This window comes from Leucobacter sp. G161 (assembly GCF_001482305.1).
Lineage (GTDB): Bacteria > Actinomycetota > Actinomycetes > Actinomycetales > Microbacteriaceae > Leucobacter.
In genome coordinates this window covers 52,787-77,176 of the sequence record NZ_LOHP01000058.1, presented here as the reverse complement: position 1 = coordinate 77,176, position 24,390 = coordinate 52,787, and the positions used below count along the sequence as shown (strand labels likewise).

The following is a 24,390-nucleotide window of genomic DNA, read 5'->3' as shown; positions in this document are numbered from 1 at the left end:
TCTGGGTGGAACGGCGACGTTAGCCGGCGCAGTAGCTCAGCGTGAGCTGTGAGCCCTGCGGGTTGGAACCCACGAGGGTCTGACCGCTAATGAGTAGCTGCTCGTTGAAGACGCAGCCGGTGACCGACGTCATCTGTGCATCGATTGTGAGGTCGAGCCCAAGTCCGCTCAGCGCGTTCTGAGCGGTGTCGAGCGCCTGCCCGATGACGTCAGGGATATCGACTTTGCCGGTGGCGACCGTGACGCTCACGGCCCCTCCGGAAGGAATCTTCGAACCAACCTCGGGGGAAATGCTAATGACGCGGTCCGCCGGGGCCACCGGGTCGTCCTTGGACGTCACCTTGCCGACCGTAAGCCCCAGATCTTCGAGGGTTGCCGTGTACTTCGCCTGTGATTGACCGGCGAAGTCAGGCACAACCGCCTGCACCGGGCCGGACGAGATGAGCAGGGTCACTTCCTCACCGATATTCACCGTCGTCCCAGCCTCAGGATCCGACGAAATCACGTGGTCCTCGGCCACCTTCTCGTCTGTTTGTTCAACCTGGATGATCTCAAGATCGAGCTCCGTGAGGATCTCGACGGCCTCAGCACGCGTCTTGTTCGTAAGCTCGGGGATCTCGCGCACGTTCGACGGCGAAATCTCGTTCGGAACGAGGTTCACGAGCCAAAACACCACGGCGATCACAATTGCGGCGATCGTGAGGATCGCTGCCCACGTCCACATCACCGGCGGGCGGCTCTGTGTGCGGCTTCCGCCGCCCTCGGCGAGCTGCCGGAGCGCGAGATCGGACTCTGAAACCTCTTCGCCGCCAGAAAACAGCACCGTGTTCTGGGTGTCGTGGGTCGGTAGATCGGGCATCTTGCCACTCGCGGCGATGCTGAGCGCATCGCGAAACTCAGCGGCTGTCTGGAAGCGACGCGCGCGATCCTTGCCGAGCCCGTAGAGCACAACGCGATCGAGCTCCGGCGGAATCTCGGGATTGCGCTCACTCGGCGGGGTCGGGCGTTCGCTGACGTGCTGATAGGCCACCGCCACCGCAGTGTCTCCGCGGAACGGGACCTCCCGCGCGAGGAGTTCATACAGCAGGACGGCGGTCGAATACAGGTCGGTGCGCGCGTCAACCGACTCGCCCTTTGCCTGCTCCGGCGAAAAATACGCGGCAGTGCCGAGAATCGCGGTGGTCTGCTGCAGCGTTGAGGAAGTTTCTGACACGGCACGCGCGATACCGAAGTCCATCACCTTGACCTGGCCGGACTTGGTGATCATGATGTTCGCGGGCTTAATGTCGCGGTGCACGATGCCAGCTCGATGCGAGTACTCGAGTGCGGTCAGCACCGACTCGACGATGCGAGCCGCCTCGGTCTGTGAGAGTTCGTTCTCCTCGATGAACTGCCGAAGGTTGGTCCCCTCGACGTACTCCATCACAATGAACGGGAGTCGCTTCGCGCCCTCTGCTGTCTGGATGAGGTCGTCGCCGGCGTCAAAGACACGGACGACCGTCGGGTGAGCCATTCGGGAGGCCGACTGGGCCTCCTGGCGGAAGCGAGAGCGAAACGACTCGTCGTTCGACAGCTCGGACTTCATCACCTTGATGGCGACCTGGCGCCCGAGTTTGATATCGGTGCCTCGGTATACGGTGGCCATGCCACCCTGCCCGATGAACTCGCCGATGGCGTAGCGCCCCGCAAGAACCCGCGAGTTTCCCGCGCCCGCGTCTTCCGACATGTTCACCTCTTCCGCACTCGCCGACATAACTGAGTCAAAGTCTATTGCTTGAGCCCCTGATCAAAGGCCCGAACGACTAGCTTTCGTCCTCTTCTGCCGGTGCTTGTGGCTGAATCGTGATGGTGACCGGAGCGGAAACCTCGGAGATGCGCTGCTGGGGTCCCTCGCAGCGGTAGCTATAAGTGACATTCAGCGTTCCCTCGGCGGTTGCCCGGAGGGTCACACCGCTTGCGGAAGCGTTATTCGTGAGCTGTGCGAGCTTCGAATCGCTGAGCTGGACCTCGTATGCGCCGAGCTGCAGGCCCGCGGGGCACGCGGATGCGAAGCCCTGGAGAACGATTGGGTCGCCCACGGTCACCGTGGAGTTCGCGGTGGAAGGTGCCCCCGGAGCGGCGATCGAGCCGTAGCTGATGTTCACGGTGAGGGTGATGAGCTCGTTGAACTCGGTGTTCCCCTGCGGCGAGACGTCTGAGACGAGGCCAACCTGATCGTCAGGTACTGCTGAGCCGTCCTTGCGAGCGACATTGGTGAACTTCAGTCCCTCGAGGTACCCCTTGGCCTCTTCGAAGCTCTTCCCGACGACCTGACTCGCATCGATGGTCGCACTGGTGACAGGTGCGGGCGAGGAAGTGGTCGGCGTCGTCGGGGGCTTCGTGGTCTTCGACGAGGTCTTGCTGCTTTCGGTCGGCTTAGCGTCATCGCCGTTCCCGCTGAGTAGCGCGAAGGCGGTGCCGCCACCGATGAGCAGCAGCAGCGCGAGGAGCGTGATGAGCGGCCACTTCCACCGGCTACGCTTCTTCTCGTCTTCCTCAAGCTCATCGCCCTCGAGCTCCGTGTCGGTGAGCGCCATGGTCGGATCCATCGCCTGGGTGCGCGGGAGCGCGGTCGTTGCGGCGTCCGATCCCGGCTGCTGCGGCATAACGACGGTTGCGGTGGGGTCGACAGCGTCCCCGAGGATCTGCGGGACGTAGCTTGCCGCGAGCTCGATGTTCCCACGGTGCAGCGCTGCTGCAGCCTGCGCGAGCTTTGCCGACGACTCTGGCCGGCTCGCTGCGTCCTTCGAGAGGCACGCCATGACGAGGTTGCGCACCGGCTCCGGAACATCCGCGGGAAGCTCGGGCGGCGTGTCATTGATCTGCGCCATCGCGATGGCGACCTGCGACTCGCCGGTGAACGGACGCTTGCCCGCAAGGCACTCGTAAGCAACAATGCCGAGCGAGTAAATATCGGTCGACGGCGTGGCAGCGTGACCGCTTGCCTGCTCGGGCGCGAGGTACTGCACGGTGCCCATGACCTGGCCGGTCGCGGTGAGCGGGACCTGGTCGGCGATGCGGGCGATGCCGAAGTCGGTGATCTTCACCCGACCTTCGGGGGTGATGAGTAGGTTGCCTGGCTTGATGTCGCGGTGCACGAGTCCAGCGTCGTGGGCTGCCTGCAGCGAGGTCGCGACCTGCGCAACAATCCCGACCACGCGGTTCGCCGGCAGGCGGCCCTCGCGGTCAATGATCGCTGAGAGGGCTTCACCGGGAACGAGCTCCATGACGATGTACGCAGAGCCCTGCTCTTCGCCGTAATCGAACACGTTCGCGATGCCCTCGTGATTGACGAGTGCGGCGTGTCGCGCTTCCGCGCGGAAGCGCTCGAGGAAGCCGGGGTCGCCCATGTACTCGTCTTTGAGGATTTTGATGGCGACGGTGCGACCAATAATGCTGTCGCTCGCCTTCCAGACCTCGCCCATGCCTCCGACGGCGATGCGGGAGCTCAGCTCGTAGCGCCCGCCGAATGTGATCCCTGCCGCTGGCCTCATCCGTTCAACACCGCTTCCATGACTCGTTTTCCAACTGCTGTCGGGAGTTCATACGAACCCCCCTGATAATCAAAGCTTGCCCCGCCCCCATTAGCGATGACGACAGCTACGGCAACCTTGGGGTCGTCGACTGGCGCAAAGCCTGTATACCAAAGGGTATAGGGAAGATCGTTCCCGTTGGTGTCGATTCCGTTTTGTGCCGTACCGGTTTTCCCGGCGACGCGCACGCCGTCGATGGCGGAGAGGTGCGCGAAGCCCGTTGAATCGGACACGCCCTTCTCCATCATCCCAGTGATTGCCTTTGCGGTTTCTGGAGAAATGGGCTGGCTCATCTCTTCGGGCTTGGTCTCGTGCTCCACGCGCAGATCTGGGGCGATGACACGATCCACCAGCTCCGGCTTCATGAGCTTTCCGCCGTTTGCGATCGCGGCAGAGACCATCGCGACCTGCAACGGGGTGGTTCGCACATCGAGCTGCCCAATCGACGAGAGAGCGACCTGTGCCTGGTCCAGCGGAGCTGGTGCGACGCTCGGGGTCACTTCGGTGGGAATTGCGAGTTCCTGGTCGAACCCGAAGGCGCGAGCCATCTTTGGCACCTCATCTTTATCCATATCCATCGCCATCTCGGCAAAAGGAATGTTGCAGGAATAGATGATCGCGGTCTCGAGCGAGGCCTTCGCGCCCGATCCGCACGTCTGCTGGTCGGAGTTGCGCATGACGTGGCTCGACTGCGGGAGCGTCAGGCTCGCCGGGTTGGAGAACTCGGTCGACGGCTTCGCGGCGCCGCTCTCGATCGCCGCGGCGGCAGTGACGAGTTTGTAGACGGAGCCCGGTGCGTAGAGATCTCCGGCGATTGCGCGGTTGACGAGTGGCTGCAGCTCATCTGCGTTGAGCGCATCGTAGTTCGCGATGATCTCGCTGTCGTCGTTCGAGGACAGCAGGTTCGGGTCGTAGGTCGGCGTAGAAACGAGCGCAAGGATATTGCCCGTTCCCGGCTCGAGCGCGACCACGGCGCCCTCAAACGAGAACTCCTGCATCGCCTCGTACGCAGCCCGCTGGGCTTTCGGGTTGATGGTGGTGTCGACCGAGCTCCCCTGTGGCTTGACCCCGTTGAGCGTGTTCTGGATGCGGGTGAAGAACTGAGCGTCGGCGTTGCCGGACAGCTCCTTGTTCATCGCCGCTTCGAGGCCCGTCATGCCCTGCTGGCGTGAGTAGTGACCGGTCACCGGCGCATACATCGTGCCGGGATCGTAGCTGCGCAGATACTTAAACGAATCATTCGTCGGTGTCGAGAACGCAATCGGATCGCCATCGATGATGATCGACCCGCGCTCAACCTTGTAGCCGTTCTTGATCGTGCGCTGGTTAAGCGGATTATTTCGGAGCTCATCGGCGCTCACGAACTGGATCATCGTGACCGAGAAGAACAGCACGATGAACATCGCAAACACCGTACGCGAGAGGAACTTCAACTGTTTGTTCATGAACGGATCACCAACTTAGGCCGGTTGCGCACCGAGTTCGAGAGAAGTAAGAGGAGCACGACGATGATCCAGTTCGAGACAAGCGATGAACCACCCGCCGCCAGGAACGGGGCGGTGAGGCCGGTGAGCGGGATCACTCGGGTGACTCCGCCAGCGACAACGAAGACCTGGAGTGCGATCGCAAAGCCCAATCCGGCTGCGAGAAGCTTTCCAAAGTCGTCCTGACCCGCGAAGCCGATGCGCAGGGCGCGGCCAACGAGCAGCAAATACGCCGCGAGGACGACAAACAGACCGATGAGTCCGAGTTCCTCGCCGATGCTCGGCAGAATGTAGTCGCTCTGGGCGACGGGGGGGTCCTGGGGATACCCCTGGCCGAGGCCGGTGCCGGTCATACCGCCGTTCGCCATCCCGAACAGGCCAGACACCATCTGGAGACCCGTGTCGAACGGGTCAGCGAAGGGGTCGAGCCAGTTTTCGAAGCGGCGCTGCACGTACGAGAGCGTCTGACTCGCGGCGATACCGCCGACGAGGAACAGGCCGACGCCCAACACGATCCACCCGATGCGACCGGTCGCCAGGTACAGCATCGAGAGGAACAGCCCGAAGTAGAGCAGGGAGGTGCCGAGGTCGCGCTGGAAGACGAGGACAGCCATGGCGACGAGCCAGAATGCGAGCAGTGGCCCGAGGTCGCGGCCACGCGGGAAGCGGATCCCGGCGAACTTCTTGCCCACCATCGAGAGCGCGTCGCGGTTCCGAACCAAATACCCGGCGAAGAAGATCGAGAGGAAAATCTTCGCGATCTCCCCGGGCTGGAAGGAGAAGCTCCCCAGCTTGATCCACACACGGGCACCCCACTCCTCGTGCCCGATGAACGGCAGCATCGGGAGGAGTAGCAGGACGAGCGCGCCGAGCCCAAACAGGTAGGTGTAGCGGTAGAGCACGAGGTGATTCTTCACGAAGAAGAGCACGACGCCGGCGACGACGATCGCAATCGTCGACCAGAGCAGCTGACGCACGCTCGTGGCGCCCCATCCGCTCGTGCCGTTTGCGAGATCGATCCGGTAGATCATGGCGACCCCGATGGAGTTCAGCATGACCGCGATGGGCATGATGAGGGGATCGGAGTCGGGAGCGATGCGCCTGACGAGCAGGTGCAGTCCGAAGACTGCGAGCACAAACGGAATGCCAGTGGGGAGCAGCGCTGGTGTGATCTCCTGCTGCACCGTCAAATCAATAATGACGACCGCTGCTACGCCGATCGCGAGTGCGAAAATGAGGAGCGCGGTTTCCAACGAACGCAGCTTGCGCGGCGCGCGGATGGCCGTGATGCGGTGCAGTACGGTTTCGCTGGTTCGGTTGTCCTCGAAGCTGCGTGGCTTCGGCCCCTTGGCTTTATTCGGCATCTGGCGTATCCCCCAGTCGCTCGACGATCTCGCGTGCTTCCTGGAGCGAACTCGCCCCGATCGTTCGCTCGATCGCCCGGCGCTCCAGGCCATCAAGCGCGTCGAGCGGAATCCCGGTGTGTTCGGCGTCCGAATACAATGAGAATGAGCCCAGATCCTGATGGACGCCCTGGTAGATCACCACAGTGTCGCCGTCGGTGCCGACGAAGTAGCGGGTTTGGGTCCACTGGTAGCCGAACAGCAGCGCGCTGCCGATCGCAGCGAGCACAGCGATGACGCCCAGGAGCCACATCACCCGACGCCTACGGTTGCTTCGGCGGGTCTCGGCGAGGAGCTCGGCCAGGTACTCGTCGGCGCGCGCCTCGAAGTGGCTTTCCTCGACGGCGGGGAGCCGGCGGATGCGGCGGCGGCTCGCGAGCCGGGTGCGCGCGGTGTTTGTCGTGCCGTCGCGCAGCAGCGGCGCATTCGCTGCGGAGCCGACAAACCGGGGATTGCGCGGACCCTGAAGCGGGACGCCGGTGTCTGCGTGCGCGGGGAGCGGATCGTCGTCCTCGAACAACCGACCGCCGATTTCAAGCGTGTCACCCGGGCGCTGCGCCGAAGGCGGAGCGTCAAGCTCAAGCTCTTCCGCTTCGGCGGCAGTGGTGGTTTCTACGAGGACAACCGTGACGTTATCGGGGGCGCCGTGGGAGAGGCTCTTGTCGATGAGGTCGTCAACTGCCCCCTGCAGGGAGCGGCGTCGGCGCAGTATCTTCTCAATGTCGTCGTCGTCGACGTAGCCGCAGAGCCCATCCGAGCACAGCAGCCAGATGTCATCGGGTTGAGTGTCGAGCACCATCGTGTCGACCTCTGGGGCTGACTCGACGTCGCCCAACACGCGCATCAGCACGGACCGGCGCGGGTGGAACTGCGCTTCTTCCTCAGTGATTCTGCCGCTATCGACGAGCCGCTGCACGAAGGTGTGATCCTTCGTGACCTGCCTGAGGGCGCCGTCGCGAAAGAGGTACAGCCGTGAGTCTCCGATGTGGGCGAGGGCCAGCCGTTCGCCCACGGTGAGAAAGCCGACAAACGTGGTGCCGAGACCCGCAAGCTCGTGGTGATCCTTCACCGTGTCCCGTAGCATCGTGTTCGCTGCCAAGAGGGACTCACGGAGGCGCTCTGCGGCCTGCTCGGGGGAGCCGACCGGGGCTTCGTCGAGCTTTGCGAGGTCGCGGGTGACGAGTGCGGAGGCAACGTCGCCGCCCGCGTGGCCGCCCATGCCGTCAGCTACGAGGAAAAGATAATCGCCGGCGTAGCCCGAATCCTGGTTGTTCGCGCGAACCATGCCGACGTGCGAGGCGACCGCACTCGCGTATCCGTATGACACGGCTAAGGCCTCAGCTCGAAGGTGGTTTTGCCGATTGTGACGGGCGTGAAAAGTGGCACCGTGATGGGGTTACGAACCTTCGTGCCGTCGAGCAGCGTGCCGTTGGTTGAATCAAGATCAGTGAGCACCCATTCGCCGCCCGATCGGGCGAGGCGGGCGTGGTAGGTGGAGGTGTACTCATCAACAATGACGAGTGTCGAATCTGAGCTCCGGCCGATCGTGACGAAGTCTTCATCGAGCGGGATGGAGGTTCCGGTCGCAACGCCGGACGTGATCACGAGGGATCGTGCGGGGCCAGTCGCTCCCGCTGTGGGGAGGGCACCTCCCGACGGGGTGATGACCGGCGGACGGGCCGTCTGGGGTGCCGTGGCTGACTGCTGAGCGACCGCGGCGGCCGGTTGAACGGTCGGGCCCTCGCTCCGTAGCTTCCGAGCCGGTGCGCCGAACAGGTCGCTCCGCAACGCGTACACAATCGAGAAGATGAAAAACCAAAGCAGCAGCAGAAAGCCGATGCGCACGATGAGCAACGTTGTTTCGCTCAATTGGCCCCCCAGAAATCTTGGTCGACACTGGCGGAGCCGCGCGTCGATGACCCCGCTGAAGTGCTCTGCCTCGGCGCCTTGGTACGTCCAGGCACCAGTTGGAAGCGTAGCGCAGTCTGCCCAATCATGATGACGGTGCCTGTTTGGAGGCGTGCTTCTCGGAATCGTTGGCCTTCGATCTTGGAGCCGTTCGTCGATCCGAGATCGCGCGCGAGCGCATTCGTGCCGTCCCACACGATCTCCAGATGTTTACGGGAAGCGGCGTTGTCAGTGATGCGGATACCGCAATCTGATCCGCGACCGACGAGCGTCACGCCGCGGGGCAGCTCGTGTCGGTAACCGTCGACATCGATTGCCGCGACCCAGGACACCCCGCCCTCTACCTGGGTGGCGTCGACCTGCAGCACCCCACCGGTGAGGGAATCATCGGAGCGGATCTCGACGTCGGGCTCGCCGAGGAACTGATAATTCTGTCGGGTCGCATGCTTGCGAACAATGTCGCGAAGCTCGCTCTCGAGTGCATCACCCAGCTTGAGTAGCCGATCCGCATCCTGCGGGGCCACTCGCACCACGAAGCGATTCGGGGTGAGTACTCGGTCGCGGTCGACGACCACGGCCCCGATATCGAGCTCTCGTTTGAGTGCCGAACCAATCTCTACGGGCTGCACCCCGGAACGGAATGTGCGAGCGAAGGCCCCATTCACGGCGCGTTCGAGAGACCGTTCGACGCTGTCGAGAAAACCCATGTCCCGCTCCTTTCTGTCAACCTCGCTCCGCGGGAGGCCCGCGAAACCGCAAAATATAGCGAACGTATCATGCTGCTATTTCTGTGCAAGTTTACTCGCTTTGTTTTAGATAACCGAGTGCTGCTAAGCTATACGAGTTGTCCGCGTGATTGCTGCGCAGGGAACAGACTCGCGCAAGTGGCGGAATGGTAGACGCGCTGGCTTCAGGTGCCAGTGCCCGCAAGGGCGTGGGGGTTCAAGTCCCCCCTTGCGCACGAGTAGTCACAGTTGGCCGGATCCGAAAGGGTCCGGCCAACGGTGTTTCTGCCGTCGTTTCTGCGGTGTTGAGGGGCTGTTCTGGCCCGCCGTCATCGCCCTCGGCGAACTCTGCCCGAGCGAGCCAATGTGTGCTACCCGACTCTGCTAGGGTTTCAATGGGCAATTACGCCCGTGGGGGTTACTCGCTGTGCGCCGGGGGGATCGCGCAGCAGAGGTGTTCGGATAACGAACCCAGTTTCTCGCACACACAAAGGGGTATCCGGTGCGCCGGTCTATTTGGTGCGCCGGAACAAAATATTTGGGGGATCTATGCCTACGGCATATCCGGGCGTCATTGCTGCGCCCAAAAGGCGCTGGAGCGGGTTTTCTGCCCTGCTCGCGGGCCTATTAACTGCACTATTAGTGGTGACTGGCTTCAATGCCACGCCCGCGATGGCCGCGAACGGCACGGTGGACATTGAGTTCCCGACCGGCAGTGCGAACCATAACGGGCAGCCCGTGTACATCGAAGGGGAGTCGTACACTCTCACGATCAAGTACAACCGCGACCAGATTCCGGCGGGTCACGTCGCCGTTATCTCGGTGCCCAAGGGCTTCACCATCAAGGAAGCTCCCGCTGCGAATACCGCGGTGCAGGAGTTCACGCTCGGCAACGGCACCCTGACGATCAAGTTCAAGGACCCGATCCCGGTCGCAAACGGCGCGATCGACCTGAAGTTCACTGTTGACACGATCACGGAATCGTCTGAACAGACGATCACGTGGGGGGTCAACGGCAACGAGACCTCGCAGACCATCATCTTCAAGGACAGCGCTGACGAGATCCGCGAGGTCGATGATAAGGGCTGGAAGAGTGGGCTCGAGAAGGATGACACATATCCCTTCCCTCGCCCGGTCATTGGTAAGGACGGCATCGTCGTTCTCGACCCTGAGGCATTCTTGGGCAAGGAAATTGCATACGCAATCTCAGTGAACAGCAAGGATGCTCGGGACGTTGTCATCACAGACACCCTCGCCGAAGGAATGACGCTCGTTTCCGGCTCATTCTCGCTGAGCAAAATCTGGTGGGACGCGAAGGGCCTGAATAAGCTTGGGTTCTAGTGATGGTCGCAACACCCTAACCATTTAGGGAGTTGCGGCCATCATGTCGTTTACCAGGAAAGAACTCGCGGCACTCAAACCCCTGTTCCTCGACCGGATGTCCGAGATTGGGTCAGTAACCGCCGTCGCCTGAGAACTCGGCATCAATCGCCACACCGGGCATACTTGGGCCCGGCAATCCGGGATCACCTCGCGCCGGCTTCCCCACGAACGGAAATCTGAGTACCTCGCGCTGCGCGACGCTGGCCACACCCAAGAGTCCGCCGCAGACCACGTAGGTGTAAATGACCAGGTTCAACCGGTCGATGCAACACCGGCTTGTTGAACCAAGAGTAGCTGCTCGTTGAATGCTTCTGTCGGTGTCTTCCACCCAAGAGATTTCCGAGGCCTGCTGTTCAACGCATGAGCCACCGCCTCAAGAGCTTCAGCACCCCACCTGGAGAGATTCGTCCCTTTCGGGAAGTACTGTCTCAGGAGCCCGTTCGTGTTCTCATTCGTGCCGCGCTGCCACGGCGACTGCGGGTCAGCGAAAAATACCGGAATCCCAGTTTCCACCCTGAACTGGGCATGCGCCGACATCTCCTTCCCACGATCCCAGGTAAGCGACCTCACCAGCTCAGTCGGCAGTACCGACATACTGTCCGCGAGGGCGTTCTTCATCGTGATTGCCCCGTACCCGCCAAGCGCTGGCCCATTCTTCGGGGTCTCCTTATGCCGGTATCCCTCTTCGCGCGGCAGGTGCACCAGCTTGGTGTATCTCGTCTTCCGCTCGACCACAGTGCCAATCGCCGAACGTTCCAGACCGATAAGCAAATCACCCTCCCAATGACCAGGAACCGCGCGGTCAGCCACCTCTGCAGGACGCTCACTGATCAGCGTTTCCGGGGTGACATGCGCCCACGTCTTCCGACGCGACCGCTCCCGCGGCACCCGCAACGCTCTCCCAGTCCGCAAACACCACACCAGCTCACGCTTCAGCGCGCCACGCCCCTCGATATACAGCGACTGGTAGATCGCTTCGTGACTGATTCGCATACTCTCATCATCGGGGAAATCAACCCGGAGCCGGTTCGCGATCTGCTCCGGGCTCCACGCCCATACCCACGCCCGATCCTTCCGATGTGGCTTGTTGTTGCCAGTAAACCTCGGCGACTGCGGACGGGCTATAACCGCACCTTCCGGGTGCTGGATCTGCCCCGCGAGCCGTTCTTGCACATACGCATGTAGTCGCGGGTTCGCAACGAGCTTCGCAACCTTGGGTCGCTTCGCGACCATGTCTGCTTTCCATTGGGCAACAGATGCCCGATACCCACTATTCGTGTTGCGAGTTGCAGTATTACGGCGCAGCTCCCTGGAGATCGTTCCAGGATCGCGACCGATCGCGCGAGCAATCTCACGTACCCCTCTGCCTTGCACGCGAAGCAACGCGATCTCCTCACGTTCCACAAACGACAAATATCGGCCCGAGAGTTGATGTGTCAGATCAAATGGTGGCATTCCTCCAGCATTATGGAACCAGCGTTGCCCCACCGGCTGCGACACACCAACCGCTATGGCAGCTTCTGCAGGCAGCAGCCCTTTCGCGATCTCCACCCAGAACCCAGCCTCAACCTGTCGCTGAAACTTCGGATGCCCTGGGGACCTGAGCTTCGGACGGACCGCCCGGTCCGCGTCCTGTTGTCTTCGGGCCATTCCACACCTCCGTGTTCGAGGTGTTGCGACGACCAGTTGAATCCGCCTAAGCAGTCTGAGGCCGTGGAGATCGCTGGCTATGAGGGCACCTCTTTCGAGCACACCATCAACGCTGAGCAGAACTCGATGTACACGCTGAGGTACAAGGCCAAGATCGCTGATGAGCGCGCACTCGCGAAGCTCCGCGACGCGCTTCAGATTGAGCTCGACAAATTCAAGGAAGATAACGGCGAGCTCACCGAGGGCAAGACCTACAGCATCGAACTCAAGAACACTGCGACGATTGCCGGTGCTGAGAGTTGGAAGAGCTACTACATCGCGGGGGAGACACCCACTGCGCCCTCACCCGGCATCGGGGACGCGTTCAACAAGGGCACCGACCTTCCGGAGAACACCAAGATCACGCTCAAGGAAGACGGTGTCACGCTCGATCCCGCCCTTCCGGTGACCTACAACTTCCGCGCTGACCTGACGCAGTTCAAGGATTTTGTCGGTACGAAACACGAGCTGAAGCGTAACGTTGTCATCACTGACGACCTGCCAAAGAACCTTGAGTGGCTCGTAAGCGACGAGGATTTCATCTCGGCACCGTACGCACCCGTTGCTGGTGTGACTCCCGAAGAGTTCGCGGGCGACGCGTACGTCGGCAAGTACATGCTCGACGGACAAACCCTGCGGATCAACGTTGGCAAGGACACCGAGCAGAAGCACGCCATCAAGGTGAAGGCGCAGCTTGTCCACGTCGAAGATGCGGTTAAGACTGACGACCCTGAGAACAACCCGTACTTCTCCGCGCTGTTCACGGGGATCAAGAACAACGCGCGCTTCGACTACGCGAAGGGTGACGGTTACTGGAGCGGTGTCGAACACAAGGTCGGCACCGGCAAGAAGCCCGGCGAAAGCGTCAACGACAAGACCAAGTTCAAGAAGGAGGGCAGCACCCAGCCCATCGTTCTTGAAGAAGGCCAGAAGGTCGCGGAGATCCCGTTCACGTTTACCGTGGGCTACGGCCTGGGCGACGCGGCGAAGTCGGCCGTTGTCGATCACATCGACCACAATCTCCTCGACGTCCGGGCGGGAACGCTGGCGGACATCAAGGCGTCGATCACCGGAAAGTACGACGAGTCGTACGACCTTGACGGCACCAGCTTCGAGCTGTCTCTGAACGAGGCGAATGACCTGGTGTTCACCCCGACGGATGCTTTCCCGCTGCCCAAGGGCTCTGGGCCCGCCTCGCAGCCGCTCGACAAGGGCTACAAGTTCACGGTTACATTCCCGACGAAGCCGCTCGAAGGCAATGAAGCAGTAGTCGTGAAGAACTCTGCGTCCTACCTGGGCGAGGACTCGGAGACCGTGTTTACGTCGAAGACGCAGTCTTCGGCAGGCATCGGTGGCCGCGAGATTGACGTCAAGAAAACCGTGTACAACCCGGCAAAGGGCAAGTTCACTACGAACCTCCGTGCCGAACTCGCCTCGGACGGTTCGCTCGTCACCGATGAGTTTGTGTACCGTATCGAGTTCATTCCGACGCTCGGCTACTCGAAGATGCTCTACGACATCAACGACCAGCTCGTCGACAACCTTGAGTTCGTTGGATTCGTGAATCCTGATCAGGTTGAGGACGGCGCGACCGCGGGCAAGGGCGACTACCGGATCCCCGGTACGGAACTGACCGCGAAGTTCAGCGAAGCAGACAACCGCATCACTGTCGCCAAGGATCAGAAGATCGAAGGCGGCAAGATCACCGTGCTGTTCTTCAAGGTGAAGATCAAGGACTTCGTCGACGGCGAGGGCGTGGAGAACGCCATCGGCCCCGAGAAGGTCACGATCACCCCGACAAACGACATGCCGCTCGATATCTCCAAGATCAACGAGATGGATCCGACGGGCGACCCCATCACCGACCGTGACGCGCGCTTCGAGCTGCGTGACGCTGCCGGCAAGGTCGTCATCGAGGACATGTACATCGTCGGTGGCAAGCTCCGTCTTGCAGGCGAGAAGGATGGCAAGAAGTTCGACGCGGTGCCGACGGTGAAGACCGCGGGCACGTACACCGTGCACGAGCTCAAGGCGCCCAAGGACTTCGTGAAGAAGACCGAACCGGTTGTGCTCGTCGTTGACGAGGACGGCACCTCGCAGGAGACCAAGTTCTTCAACACCCCGCGCAGCGCGGTGAAGAAGGTATCTGTCGGCGACTACGTGTGGCTCGATGCAAACCGTGACGGTATCCAGGATGCGGGCGAGACCCCCATCGAGGGTGTCAAGCTCAAGCTGACCGGCCCGAACGGCCAGCCAGTGAGCGACATCGACGGCAATGCTGTCGAGCCGACGGTTACGGACGCCAACGGATTCTACGAGTTCACGGACCTGCCGGCGCTTGAAGAGGGCCAGACCTACACGGTTTCGATCGTGCAGGACGATAAGAGCACCGTGAAGGCGCTCGAGGGCCTCGTTCCCACCAAGGAGAACGGCACCGATGATCGTGCACTTGACTCCTCGACCTGGACGGCTGTTTCGCGTGATGATCTCGTCAACGACGGCGATCGTGACCCGACGCTCGACTTCGGCTTCCACTCGAAGTCGGTCTCTGTGGGTGACTACGTCTGGCTCGACATCGACGGTGACGGCATCCAGGGCACTGACAAGGGCGAGACTCCTATTGAGGGTGTCAAGCTCGTGCTCACCGGCCCCGATGGCAAGCCCGTGACCGATGTGTTCGGCAACGAGGTAGCGCCGGTCGTGACGAACGACGATGGCTTCTACGAGTTCACCGACCTCCCCGCTCTGAAGGCTGGCGAGACCTACACGGTTTCGATCGACCGCGAGGACAAGGGCACGCAGAAGGCGCTTGAGGGCTTGGTTCCGACCAAGACCGAGGGCACCGATGACCGCGAGAAGGATTCCTCGAAGTGGACCGCTGTCTCGCGTGACGATCTCGTCAACGACGGCGACAAGGATTACTCGCTCGATTTCGGGTTCCACTCGAAGAAGGTCTCCGTTGGCGACTACGTCTGGCTTGACGTGGACGGCGACGGCGTGCAGGGCACCAGCCCCGACGAGAAGCCGCTCCCCGGCGTAAAGCTGGTCGTGACCGGTCCGAACGGCAAGCCCGTTACTGACGTGTTCGGCAACGAGGTGAAGCCTGTCGTCACCGACGAGAACGGCTTCTACGAGTTCACTGACCTCCCCGCTCTGAAGGATGGCGAGACCTACACGGTCACCATCGATCAGGACGATGAGGGCACCCAGAAGGCACTCGAGGGGCTCATCCCCACGAAGGTTGAGGGCACGGACGACCGTGAGCTTGATTCGTCGGGGTGGACCGCTGAGTCGCGCACCGATCTCGTGAACGACGGGGATCGTGATCCGTCGCTCGACTTCGGGTTCAAGCCGAAGACCTACGCGATTGGCGACGTTGTTTGGATTGATGCAACAAGGATGGCCTGCAGAGCGAAACTGAGCACACGCTCAAGGACGTCATTGTGCGCCTCTTCGACGAGCAGGGCACCCTGGTCGCAGAAACCACCACCGATGAGAATGGGCTGTACGTCTTCGACGAGCTTCGCGCGGGCAAGTACCGTGTGCAGTTCGAGCTGACTCCTGCTCAGGCGAAGCTCTACTCGTTCACGAAGACCGACGGTGGCGACACCTCGCTTGACTCGAACGCCGGAGCACAGGGCTTCAGCACCTGGATCGTCCTTGACGATTCCAACGCTGAGCTCACGCTTGACTACCAGTACGGCGATCTCGTCGGCGGCATCAAGGCAACGCAGGGCATCGACCCGACGTGGGACGCTGGCGTCATCGTCAACGAGACCACGCCGGTCGTGCCGGGCGTGACGCCTGAGCAGCCGGAAGGCTCCGTGCCGCTCGGCAAGCTCCCCGCAACGGGTGGCTCGTTTGAGTGGGGCTACGCTGCTGGTGCAGCAGGCCTGCTGGTGCTTGGCGCTGGCGCACTGCTGCTGGCACGTCGCCGCAACGGGCAGAACGCCTAAGGCTGACGCCTTGCGGCTAAGTTACTAGTCGCACCCCATACAGGGCCCGTACCGAAAGGTGCGGGCCCTGTATGCGTTTCTGGCAGGGAAATGGCGTGGAACGGGTGGAAATACCGAAGTCTCCCAAGCTCAGGGTGCGCAAAAGCGGTTCATAGATTTCTGTGGAGCCAAAATGTGTCGTTCGGGGGTTTTGGTGTGACGACATGCTCATGAGGGATGGGGACTAACGTGGGCCGCTTAGGAAAACTTACGAAATCCGGTGCGCGGAGCATCGCGCTCACAGTGGGCGTTGCCCTCGGATTGGGCATGGTTATCACCACGCCGCAAGCGGGACTCGCGGCCGAAACCACCTCGGTGCTCGAGATCACGAAGTCCGCTTCGAAGGAATCGCTCAAGCCCGGCGAGGTCATGGAGTACCGCATTGAACTCGGCTGTTCGACGATTTCAGATCTCGGCTGCCGCGGCGCGACGCTTTCCGATCTGATCCCTGCCGAGTTCGAGATCATTCCCGACAGCGTGTCGGTGAGTAACGCGAAGTCAAATCCTCCGGTTGTCGAAGGCAACCAGGTCACCGTCGAGTTCACCGACCCACTCGGTGATGGCAGTGTCGGTCTGGTTGAGAACGCCGACGCGGTGGTGACCATTCAGGTGCGCCTGCGCGAAGACCTCCCTTATGAGGCAAATGGCAAGCCAATCGTGAACACCGCGACGGCTGATGCAGAAAATGCTGTCGAGGTTTCGGATGTCGTCGAGGTCGTCCCAGTAGTGGAGAAGAAGCTCGTCACCGAGGCTGAGAAGTTCTACAACCCCACCTCCGGCCAGGCTGAGCCCGGCTCGAAGACGCAACTCACCGTGAACGGCACGAACAAGGCGAACGCGGGCGGCGGGACGCTCACGCTCACGGACCCCACCGATCCGACCGCCTCACCGAACCCGTTTGACCTGCTCAAGATCGCGACAATCGATTCCCTCACCTTCCCCGAAGGTGCGCAGGACACCGCAACGGTCGAGTACTTCATCGACGGCGAATGGGTCTCAGAGGTGCTGTCTGCCAGTGCTATGCCACACGCACCGCCCGGCGACGCCAAGGGCGTGCGCGTCACGTTCACCGCTGCAGACGGTTCAAAGATCCCCACCAACGCCGGTGGTGGTTTTGTGCTGAACCTCGAGCAGCGCAATGATGTTGAAGAGCTTAAGGAAAAGACGGTCGTGAACAACACCGTCGAGAGTGAAGTAGGGCTCGGTGGGGACACCGCGGTCGCCGACGACGAGGCCGATTACACGATTCTCACGGAGGCGCTTTCCGTGCAGGCGGAGAAGTCATTCTCCCCGAACGAACTAATCGAGGGACAACAGACCACGGTCACCCTCAAAGGCACCAATACGAGCGCACTGAACCTCGACACCTTCTCGATTCGTGAGCCCGCGAGCGGCGACTTCGCTGCCGAGCTCGACTTCAAGAAGTTCACCTCGAAGGTGCAGTTCCCTAAGACCGCTCAGAGCGGCGAGATCACCTTTGTCTACCTTGACAAGACCGGCGCGGAGCAGACGTTCACCGCCGACCTTACAGACGGGAGCGACTTCCCCGCGCTCCCCGCAGACTTCGGATCACTGAAGCACTTCCAGCTCGACTTCACCGGCCCAGTGGAGCCCGGCAGTTCGAGCGAGATCAAGTTCACCGCCGAGGCAAACGAGCAGGCAGAACCTTCCAAGAAGGTGACCAACGTCGTTGGTGTCGACGGCACTGCAGGCTCGAAGCCTGCCAATGACACCGCAGAAGCCGACGTCACCTTTAGCGAGAAGAAGCTCGAGATCGTTACGGAGAAGAAGCTTTCCCCAGGGGAGATCTGGGGCTACCCGGGCGAGGGCGTGCTCGTTCAGCTGCCCACCACCGTGGTAAAGCCCGGCTCGAATGTGCCAGCGAACGAGATCATCGTGAGCGACCCCGCACAGTACTCAGACGGCAAACCCGTTGACTCCTCAGGCTTCTGGGATCATTTCACTCCCCAGGCAGTCACGAACACGGATGTGCCCGCGGGGGCCACGCTCACCGTGCGCTACTGGGACACCGAGGCGGAGGAGTGGCGCACGATCCCCGGTTTCGACGCGCTGACTGGCGTAGTCACCAAGGACATCCCTGAAGAGATCCGCAAGAAGATGGGCGGCATCCAGTTTGCGTTCACGAAGCCGGACCCAGGCTTCGAGCCGCACGAGGCCGGCGAGTTCAACGTCAACCCGAGCTTCACCGCAACCCTCGACGAGAAGTATGAGGGTGACAAGCCGCTCGAGCTCGCAAACTGCGCGACCTCCTCGGACTCCGCAACCACTGAGGGCAACCCGATCGAGGACGTCACAGACGCGCCCTCGTGCGATGACATCACGGTGAACGCCCCGGTTCCAGGCGAGTACGACCTCTTCGACAAGACCTGGGTCGACGCGGGCAATCCCGCGCAGATCGTGCAGCGCTCGGGCGATCACGCCACCACACGCCTGCACTGGTCGACCGAGAACCTCGCCTTCGACCGGATGACGCTCGGTGAGACCCGCCTGGGCAAGATCCCCGGAGCAGGACCGGCTGACGCCGTGGCTGACACCACCTTCGAAGCATTCAACCTCGTGGCAGTGAAGGCTGTCACGAAGGACACCGGCTTCACCAAGGGCTGGGATATGATCACCGCGATCGATCTGTGGATCGATGGAGCATGGGTACCCGCAGCGAACGCGACCGGCCTGCCCTTCACGAAGACGATGAGCGACATCGAACTCACTGCCGACGAGCAGCGGGACGCTACGGCTGTGCGGATCGTACTCGAAGAGAACCGCGAGGGTCGCACCTCCTCAGATGCCCCCGCCCCCGGCACCGGGCTCACCAAATCGATGGGTCGCGACCGCAAGGTCGACCTTGAGTGGGAGCTGCGCGATGTGCGTCGCAGCAACCCCGCGAAGGCAGTCATCGCCAGCGAGATCTTCAACGTCGCAGGCGAAGAAGGCTTGGTAAAGAACTGGGGCAGCGCCACCGGCGAGCAGCCAGGTGGCGGCGTCGAGCACGACCAGGAAGACGACGACATCACGATCGTGCCGCGCCCGCTGGGCGTCACTGTGTCGAAGGGTTGGTCGGGCGGCCCGCTGGGTGTGCCCGCGCTCGACGTACCAGCCTCGTCGTACCCGACGAGCCGCGTCACCATCAGCGCTAAGAACACGTCGCAGCAGAAGGTTGATCAGCTCACGATCGTCGACCCCGGTGAGGGGAAGGCGAGCCCGTTCGAGATCTTCACGCTGCGGAGCATCGTGAAGGCACCGCACCCCGTTGAGGGCGGCGACGCCGACAAGACGCTCGTCGTGTTGACGAAGAGCGATGGCAGCATCATCAATCCGACCGGCAAGGGCGGCGCAACGCCTGGCCAGGCCATCGCGATGACCCCCGCCGAGCTCGCCGACGTTGTGAAGATCGAGCTGCGCCACGAGGGCCGTATCGTCTCCGGCGCAACCGCAACCGCAACCCGCCAGCTCGATCTGCAGCTGCGCAAGACGCACCGCAGCGATCCGTCCAAGCCCGTGACCGTCGTTGATTCACCCGTCAAGAACGGCACCACCGCGTCCGTCACCGACCTGCTTGGCCTCGAGCAGGAGCACTCGGTTGACTCCTCCGATGACGCGCAGATCAAGGTCGACACCTTCGAACTCGGTGTGCTCACGACGAAGAAGTTCACCCCCGATACGCAGGTCGCTGAGATCTTGCCGGGAGAGGAAAGCTACGCTGAGGAAGATTGGGCTGCAATCAGCATGGAGCTGACCGGTCGCCCGACCGGTACAGCCCGAGCAGACAAGCTCGTCGTCACCGACTCCGGTGCGAATCGCTCGGCAGACGCTGGCTCCGCCGAGAGCTTCTGGAACGCCTACCGTTTCGAGGGCTTCACGGGAGACACGCTCGCCGTGCCGAACCCGATTAACCGAGTACAGGTTGAGCTGCTCTTCGGCGAGTACACCTTTGACGAAGAAGCGAACACGCTCGATTTCACGGCGGATGTCTCCGCCGGCGTCGAGGGCTGGAAGGCCGGCACCGCTTCCCCTGTCACCGTCAAGGGTGGCAAGGTGGAAAATGCTGCGGCTACCCTACTCGCGGATATTGTTCCTCAGGACTTTGACAAGGTGCGCGGCATTCGCTTCACCTACACTGCGGTCGACAGCGAAGGCGAGGCAATCGCATTCGAGAACCCTGCGAACCCGCATGCGAAGATCGACCTGCACATGAAGCGCCGCGCGTTCCTCGTGACGCCTACGGACACCCCTGTGCCGTACACCGCGCTTCCGGTTGCACCGGGCGAGCCTGCAGATGGGAACGGTGGCGTGTTCACGAACACCGTGGATGCCAACGTCGAGAGCTTTATGAAGTTCCCGGTCGCGGGCTCCGACGACCTGCTGCCGCTCGTCGCATCGACCCAAGCGACCACGAAGATCTACTATGTGGATGCTGGCATTGAGGTCGCCGTCGAGAAGACTCCGCTCGGTGCTCAGGCCCCCGGATCGGTGATCCCCTTCAAACTGAAGACCACGAACACCGTGGTGCGCGTTGAAGACAACGAGATCAACAGCGCGAATGCTATCGGCCAGCCCGTGATCATCGACCGGCTCCCTGTCGGCACAAATGGCAAACCGCAGCTGGTGTTCGACCCCGATATGGAAGAGTCGAAGCGATTCTCATACGAGCTCGAGAACCGCATGGCCCCCGCGACATCAGTGTTGCCGACAAACCCCACAGGCGTCACAGTCAGCTACCTCGACAAGGACGAGAAGCCGGTCGTCGACGGTGCTGAGCCCGTGATGATCAAGTTCGAGTTCCCCAAGGGCACGAACCTGTATCCGGGAGAGGTCTACACGATCACGGCGAACATGATGTTCCGCCCCGGTGTGCTTGCCGGCTCCGAGAACGGCCTGACCAACCAGTTTGGTGTCTCTTCGGGACTCGGTGAGAAGTTTGCGGGCTGTAATTTCGAGACCGAACTTGACCCGCAGGTCGATGAGTGTGGAACGACCACTGAGGTTTACCCGACCGAGGCGGGCGCGCTGCGCGGTAAGAAGTACGTGCGAGCGAACGACAACGAACTCGGCCTCGCTGACGTTCCGAACCCGAACGCGGGCCTGCCACACGTTCCGCACTTTGGGGACACGGACACCGGCTATTTTGCGGGCAACTCCGTGCCGATCACGAAGCCGCTTGGCAAAGAGACGTGGCGCGAGGAGATGCAGAACACTGGCACGCTCGCGATGGACAAGGTCGTCACCATCGATTCGCTCCCCGATGTGGGCGATCAGGGTGCAATTGTGCTCCTGCCACGCAAGTCAGAGTGGCGACCGAGCTGGGAAGGCAACATTGGCGTGGTGACGGACACCGCTCCCGACGGAGCGAAGTACCGTGACGACGTCATGCCGACGCGCTACTACTCGAATTCTGAGGATCCAGCGTGTGTCGCCGATTTGAAGCCGACCGAGCAGCAGTGCGACGCCGGTTACTGGCAGCCACTCCCAGACGATCTGAACGCTGCAGGCATTGACCCGAAGGATGTGCGCCACGTAAAGATGGTCTTCGAGTTCCCGAAGGGCAAGGAGTTGCAGCCGGGCGAGCGGCTCGCCTACACCTTCGAAACCCGCACGCCAGCGCAGGCTCCGAAGATGACCGCCGACACCGTCGCGTGGAACTCGATCGGCGTCGGAGCGCAGACGGTGTCGTCTGACGGACAGAAGCGCGCCAGTGTGCTCCCGACCGAGGGACTGCGCGTGGGCGTAGCGCTCGCGACCGGGCCGCTCTCGGTGTTGAAGACGGTCGTGGGCGAGGGGGCGGAAGGCTTCGCTCCCGACACTTTCGACCTCGAGGTGCTGTGTACGGTGCAGAGCCCCGATAACCCCGAGCTCAAGGTTGCACTCGATCCGATCGGGATCACCGTGCAGGCCGATGAGACCTACACGCTGGAGCAGCCGTTGCCATTCGGTGCGAGGTGCACCGTGCAGGACAAGCCAGGCGCAAACGGTGAAAGCTCGTCGGAGATCCTAGGAGGAACAGTCGCCGCCGGACGTGACGGCGAGCCCGTAGCATTGCTCGAGCTCGAGAACCGCTACGATCTCGGCTCATTCACCGTCGCGAAGACGGTTGACGGTGCGGTGAACGCTGCAGGGGATCCGCAGGATTACGGAAGCTTCAGCGTTGCAACAGCATGCACCTTCCAGGGTGAACCGCTCGATCTCCCAGTTACCGAGACCGAGCTCACCGCCGGCGGCCCGGCATGGCTCGTGAACAACCTGCCGATCGGGGCGATCTGTACCTTCACCGAGACAAACTCGAACGGTGCCGCTGCGCAGCTCACGAGCGGCGGGACACCGTTGGAAGAGAACGAGGATGGGTCGTGGACGTTTGAGATCACGAATGATGCACCCGATCTTCAGCTCCAGCTCGAGAACACCTTCGCTACCGGCGCGATCGAGCTGACGAAGAAGCTCGAGGGCGACGGCGTAGCAGCGCTGGCTGACGACACGAAGTTCACCTTCGACGTGCTGTGCACGTTCGAGGGCGAGACCGTGTACGAAGACACCGTTCAGCTCACAAAGGCTGATGTTGTCGCAGGCAAGAAGCACACGATCACCAAGCTGCCTGCGGGCGCTGAGTGCGGCTTCACTGAAACTGACGACGGCGGCGCAACGTCTGCCACGATGACACCGGAGCAGCCGGTCGTTGTTGAGGACGGCGCGAAGGCCACGTTCACCGCTGTGAACACGTTCACGCTGGCTGCGTTTGAGATCGTGAAGCAGCTCGAGGGCGATGGTGTTGCGGCGCTTGCCGATGACACGACGTTCACGTTTGATGTGCTGTGTACGTTCGAGGGCGAGGATGTGTTCACGGACACGTTCGAGATCACGAAGGCTGAGGCGCTCGAGGGCAAGGTTGTGCGCGTGGATACGCTGCCGGCTGGTGCCAAGTGTGGTGTGACGGAGACGGGTACGGGTGGTGCGACGAGTTCGGTTGTGACGCCTGATACGTCGGAGGAGCCGGTGCTTGCTGGTTCGCTGACCGAGCCTGTCCGCTTCACCGCCGTGAACACCTACGACGCCGGTGCGCTGCAGGTGACAAAGGAGATCGTCGGAGACGGGGCAAGCCTCGCCGCAGACAAGACCTTCACCGTCGCGCTCGCCTGCTCCGTCGACGGTGGCGCAACCGAGCTCCTCATCCCGGGCGGCGCGGACCGCGAACTGTCGCTTGAAGGCGGGCTCGTAGCCAGCTACGAGGGCCTCCCGGTTGGCGCAGAGTGTGAGCTCCGCGAGGCCGAGGCTGCTGGCGCAGCCAGCGTCACGATCACGCGGAACTCTGGTGATGCGACAGTCGGCACCGCGACGGTGGTCGCTGACGAGGTCATCGAGCTCACGGTTGTCAACGAGTTCCCGCTCGATCCGCCGGTTCCGCCGGTAGACGAGGGCGGCGAGAAGCCGGGTGACGGCGACAAGCCGAAGCTTCCGGGCACCGGTGGCGAGCTCCCGCTCGGCTGGCTGTTCGCCGGTGGTGGCCTCGTGCTCCTCGGCGCGGTACTGGTCGTGCTGCGCGCGCGACGCGTGACGAACGAGTAGCCGCGCGAGGCTGACGCAAACCGCGTGAGGGGTGAGGATCGGAAATGATACCGATCCTCACCCCTCACGCGGTTATGGGGCCGCTCAGCCGCGCGCGCTCGCGCGCACGAGATCCGCGAACCGCGTCACGTAGTCACTGACGAATGCGTCAGTCGACTCGTCGACGAAGAGCCCGTTGGCAGCCACCACCTCGTGTGACCGGCCGATGTGCACCTCTGGTTGGCCAGGGGCAGGCATGTCGAAGTAGGAGAGCGCCAGTCGCAGGTTCTTCTGCGAGCTGTACCCGCCCATTCTGCCTACTGAATGGCTGATGATCCCGGCGGGCAGCCCCGTCCAGGCGACGTCCGCGTTGGGTTTCGAGCCGATGTCAACGGCGTTCTTCAGGCAGGCGGGGACCGTACGGTTATTCTCCGGGGTCACGAAGAGCACGCCCGCTGATGCCTTGATGGTCTCGCGGAAGCGCGTGTACTCGGGCGGCGTCTGTTTATCGGTGACCGATGGGTCGTCGAAGTCGAAATCGTAGAGCGGAAGCTTACGGATTTCGACGAGCCTGGCGTCGAAGTCGTCGGGGAATGAGCCGATCGCATTGATGGCGATCTTGCGCGCGGTTGAGTGCCTGCGCAGGCTTCCGACGAGTACTGAAATCCGGTGAATCACGT

Annotated in this window: 13 protein-coding genes and 1 tRNA gene; 5 read left to right on the top strand and 9 right to left on the bottom strand. The window is 62.1% G+C overall.

Annotated features, from left to right (window positions below; genetic code table 11):
- Nucleotides 1-19: 19 nt before the first annotated feature.
- From pknB to AUL38_RS07165, 7 genes are read right to left on the bottom strand one after another with little or no spacing between them, the layout of a single operon-like run.
- Nucleotides 20-1,753 (bottom strand): Stk1 family PASTA domain-containing Ser/Thr kinase, encoded by a 1,734-nt coding sequence (gene pknB, locus AUL38_RS07195; RefSeq protein ID WP_235590643.1) that lies wholly within the window; start codon nucleotides 1,751-1,753, stop codon nucleotides 20-22.
- Nucleotides 1,754-1,802: 49 nt separating this feature from the next.
- Nucleotides 1,803-3,533 carry a protein kinase gene (locus AUL38_RS07190; protein ID WP_083506680.1) on the bottom strand — a complete coding sequence of 577 codons (1,731 nt, stop codon included), beginning with the start codon at nucleotides 3,531-3,533 and terminating at the stop codon, nucleotides 1,803-1,805.
- Nucleotides 3,530-5,017 carry a penicillin-binding protein 2 gene (locus AUL38_RS07185; RefSeq protein WP_059060579.1) on the bottom strand — a complete coding sequence of 496 codons (1,488 nt, stop codon included), beginning with the start codon at nucleotides 5,015-5,017 and terminating at the stop codon, nucleotides 3,530-3,532. Before AUL38_RS07185 ends, AUL38_RS07190 begins: the two co-directional genes overlap by 4 nt.
- Entirely contained in the window at nucleotides 5,014-6,420 is a 1,407-nt protein-coding gene (locus tag AUL38_RS07180) for an FtsW/RodA/SpoVE family cell cycle protein (protein ID WP_059060576.1), read from the bottom strand. The genes AUL38_RS07185 and AUL38_RS07180 overlap by 4 nt, the downstream gene beginning before the upstream one ends.
- Nucleotides 6,410-7,786, bottom strand: coding sequence for a PP2C family serine/threonine-protein phosphatase (locus AUL38_RS07175; protein ID WP_059060574.1), 1,377 nt, complete (start codon nucleotides 7,784-7,786; stop codon nucleotides 6,410-6,412). Before AUL38_RS07175 ends, AUL38_RS07180 begins: the two co-directional genes overlap by 11 nt.
- A gap of 2 nt (nucleotides 7,787-7,788) precedes the next feature.
- On the bottom strand, nucleotides 7,789-8,328 hold the full coding sequence (locus AUL38_RS07170) for an FHA domain-containing protein (protein ID WP_059060572.1): 540 nt from the start codon (nucleotides 8,326-8,328) through the stop codon (nucleotides 7,789-7,791).
- On the bottom strand, nucleotides 8,325-9,074 hold the full coding sequence (locus AUL38_RS07165; protein ID WP_059060570.1) for a DUF3662 and FHA domain-containing protein: 750 nt from the start codon (nucleotides 9,072-9,074) through the stop codon (nucleotides 8,325-8,327). The genes AUL38_RS07170 and AUL38_RS07165 overlap by 4 nt, the downstream gene beginning before the upstream one ends.
- 171 nt (nucleotides 9,075-9,245) lie before the next feature.
- Here AUL38_RS07165 and AUL38_RS07160 point away from each other — a divergent pair.
- Together AUL38_RS07160 and AUL38_RS07155 are read left to right on the top strand one after the other, a co-directional pair.
- Nucleotides 9,246-9,328 (top strand) — tRNA-Leu (locus AUL38_RS07160).
- A gap of 313 nt (nucleotides 9,329-9,641) precedes the next feature.
- Nucleotides 9,642-10,433 carry a hypothetical protein gene (locus AUL38_RS07155; RefSeq protein ID WP_153006501.1) on the top strand — a complete coding sequence of 264 codons (792 nt, stop codon included), beginning with the start codon at nucleotides 9,642-9,644 and terminating at the stop codon, nucleotides 10,431-10,433.
- A gap of 294 nt (nucleotides 10,434-10,727) precedes the next feature.
- Here the strand turns inward: AUL38_RS07155 and AUL38_RS07150 are convergent, their stop codons facing one another.
- Complete coding sequence (locus tag AUL38_RS07150) at nucleotides 10,728-12,125, bottom strand: IS30 family transposase (protein ID WP_059060566.1); 1,398 nt, start codon at nucleotides 12,123-12,125, stop codon at nucleotides 10,728-10,730.
- A 63-nt stretch (nucleotides 12,126-12,188) separates the two neighbouring features.
- Between AUL38_RS07150 and AUL38_RS07145 the strand changes: the two genes are divergently transcribed.
- From AUL38_RS07145 to AUL38_RS07140, 3 genes are all read left to right on the top strand, one after another.
- Nucleotides 12,189-15,722: an SdrD B-like domain-containing protein gene (locus tag AUL38_RS07145; protein WP_059060565.1), complete on the top strand. Its 3,534-nt coding sequence runs from the start codon at nucleotides 12,189-12,191 to the stop codon at nucleotides 15,720-15,722.
- On the top strand, nucleotides 15,608-16,120 hold the full coding sequence (locus tag AUL38_RS16815) for an SdrD B-like domain-containing protein (protein WP_083506678.1): 513 nt from the start codon (nucleotides 15,608-15,610) through the stop codon (nucleotides 16,118-16,120). The genes AUL38_RS07145 and AUL38_RS16815 overlap by 115 nt, the downstream gene beginning before the upstream one ends.
- 306 nt (nucleotides 16,121-16,426) lie before the next feature.
- Nucleotides 16,427-23,731 carry a DUF5979 domain-containing protein gene (locus AUL38_RS07140; protein WP_153006500.1) on the top strand — a complete coding sequence of 2,435 codons (7,305 nt, stop codon included), beginning with the start codon at nucleotides 16,427-16,429 and terminating at the stop codon, nucleotides 23,729-23,731.
- Nucleotides 23,732-23,815: 84 nt separating this feature from the next.
- Here AUL38_RS07140 and AUL38_RS07135 read toward each other — a convergent pair whose 3' ends face one another.
- Nucleotides 23,816-24,388, bottom strand: coding sequence for an NADPH-dependent FMN reductase (locus AUL38_RS07135; RefSeq protein WP_059060561.1), 573 nt, complete (start codon nucleotides 24,386-24,388; stop codon nucleotides 23,816-23,818).
- Between the last annotated feature and the right edge of the window lie 2 nt (nucleotides 24,389-24,390).

Bases quoted from the DNA above. Each gene is read 5' to 3' on its own strand.
- AUL38_RS07185 (WP_059060579.1), bottom strand. From the start codon at position 5,017: ATGAACAAACAGTTGAAGTTCCTCTCGCGTACGGTGTTTGCGATGTTC.
- AUL38_RS07150 (WP_059060566.1), bottom strand. From the start codon at position 12,125: ATGGCCCGAAGACAACAGGACGCGGACCGGGCGGTCCGTCCGAAGCTC.
- AUL38_RS07165 (WP_059060570.1), bottom strand. From the start codon at position 9,074: ATGGGTTTTCTCGACAGCGTCGAACGGTCTCTCGAACGCGCCGTGAAT.
- AUL38_RS07180 (WP_059060576.1), bottom strand. From the start codon at position 6,420: ATGCCGAATAAAGCCAAGGGGCCGAAGCCACGCAGCTTCGAGGACAAC.
- pknB (WP_235590643.1), bottom strand. From the start codon at position 1,753: ATGTCGGCGAGTGCGGAAGAGGTGAACATGTCGGAAGACGCGGGCGCG.
- AUL38_RS07140 (WP_153006500.1), top strand. From the start codon at position 16,427: ATGGTTATCACCACGCCGCAAGCGGGACTCGCGGCCGAAACCACCTCG.
- AUL38_RS07190 (WP_083506680.1), bottom strand. From the start codon at position 3,533: ATGAGGCCAGCGGCAGGGATCACATTCGGCGGGCGCTACGAGCTGAGC.
- AUL38_RS07155 (WP_153006501.1), top strand. From the start codon at position 9,642: ATGCCTACGGCATATCCGGGCGTCATTGCTGCGCCCAAAAGGCGCTGG.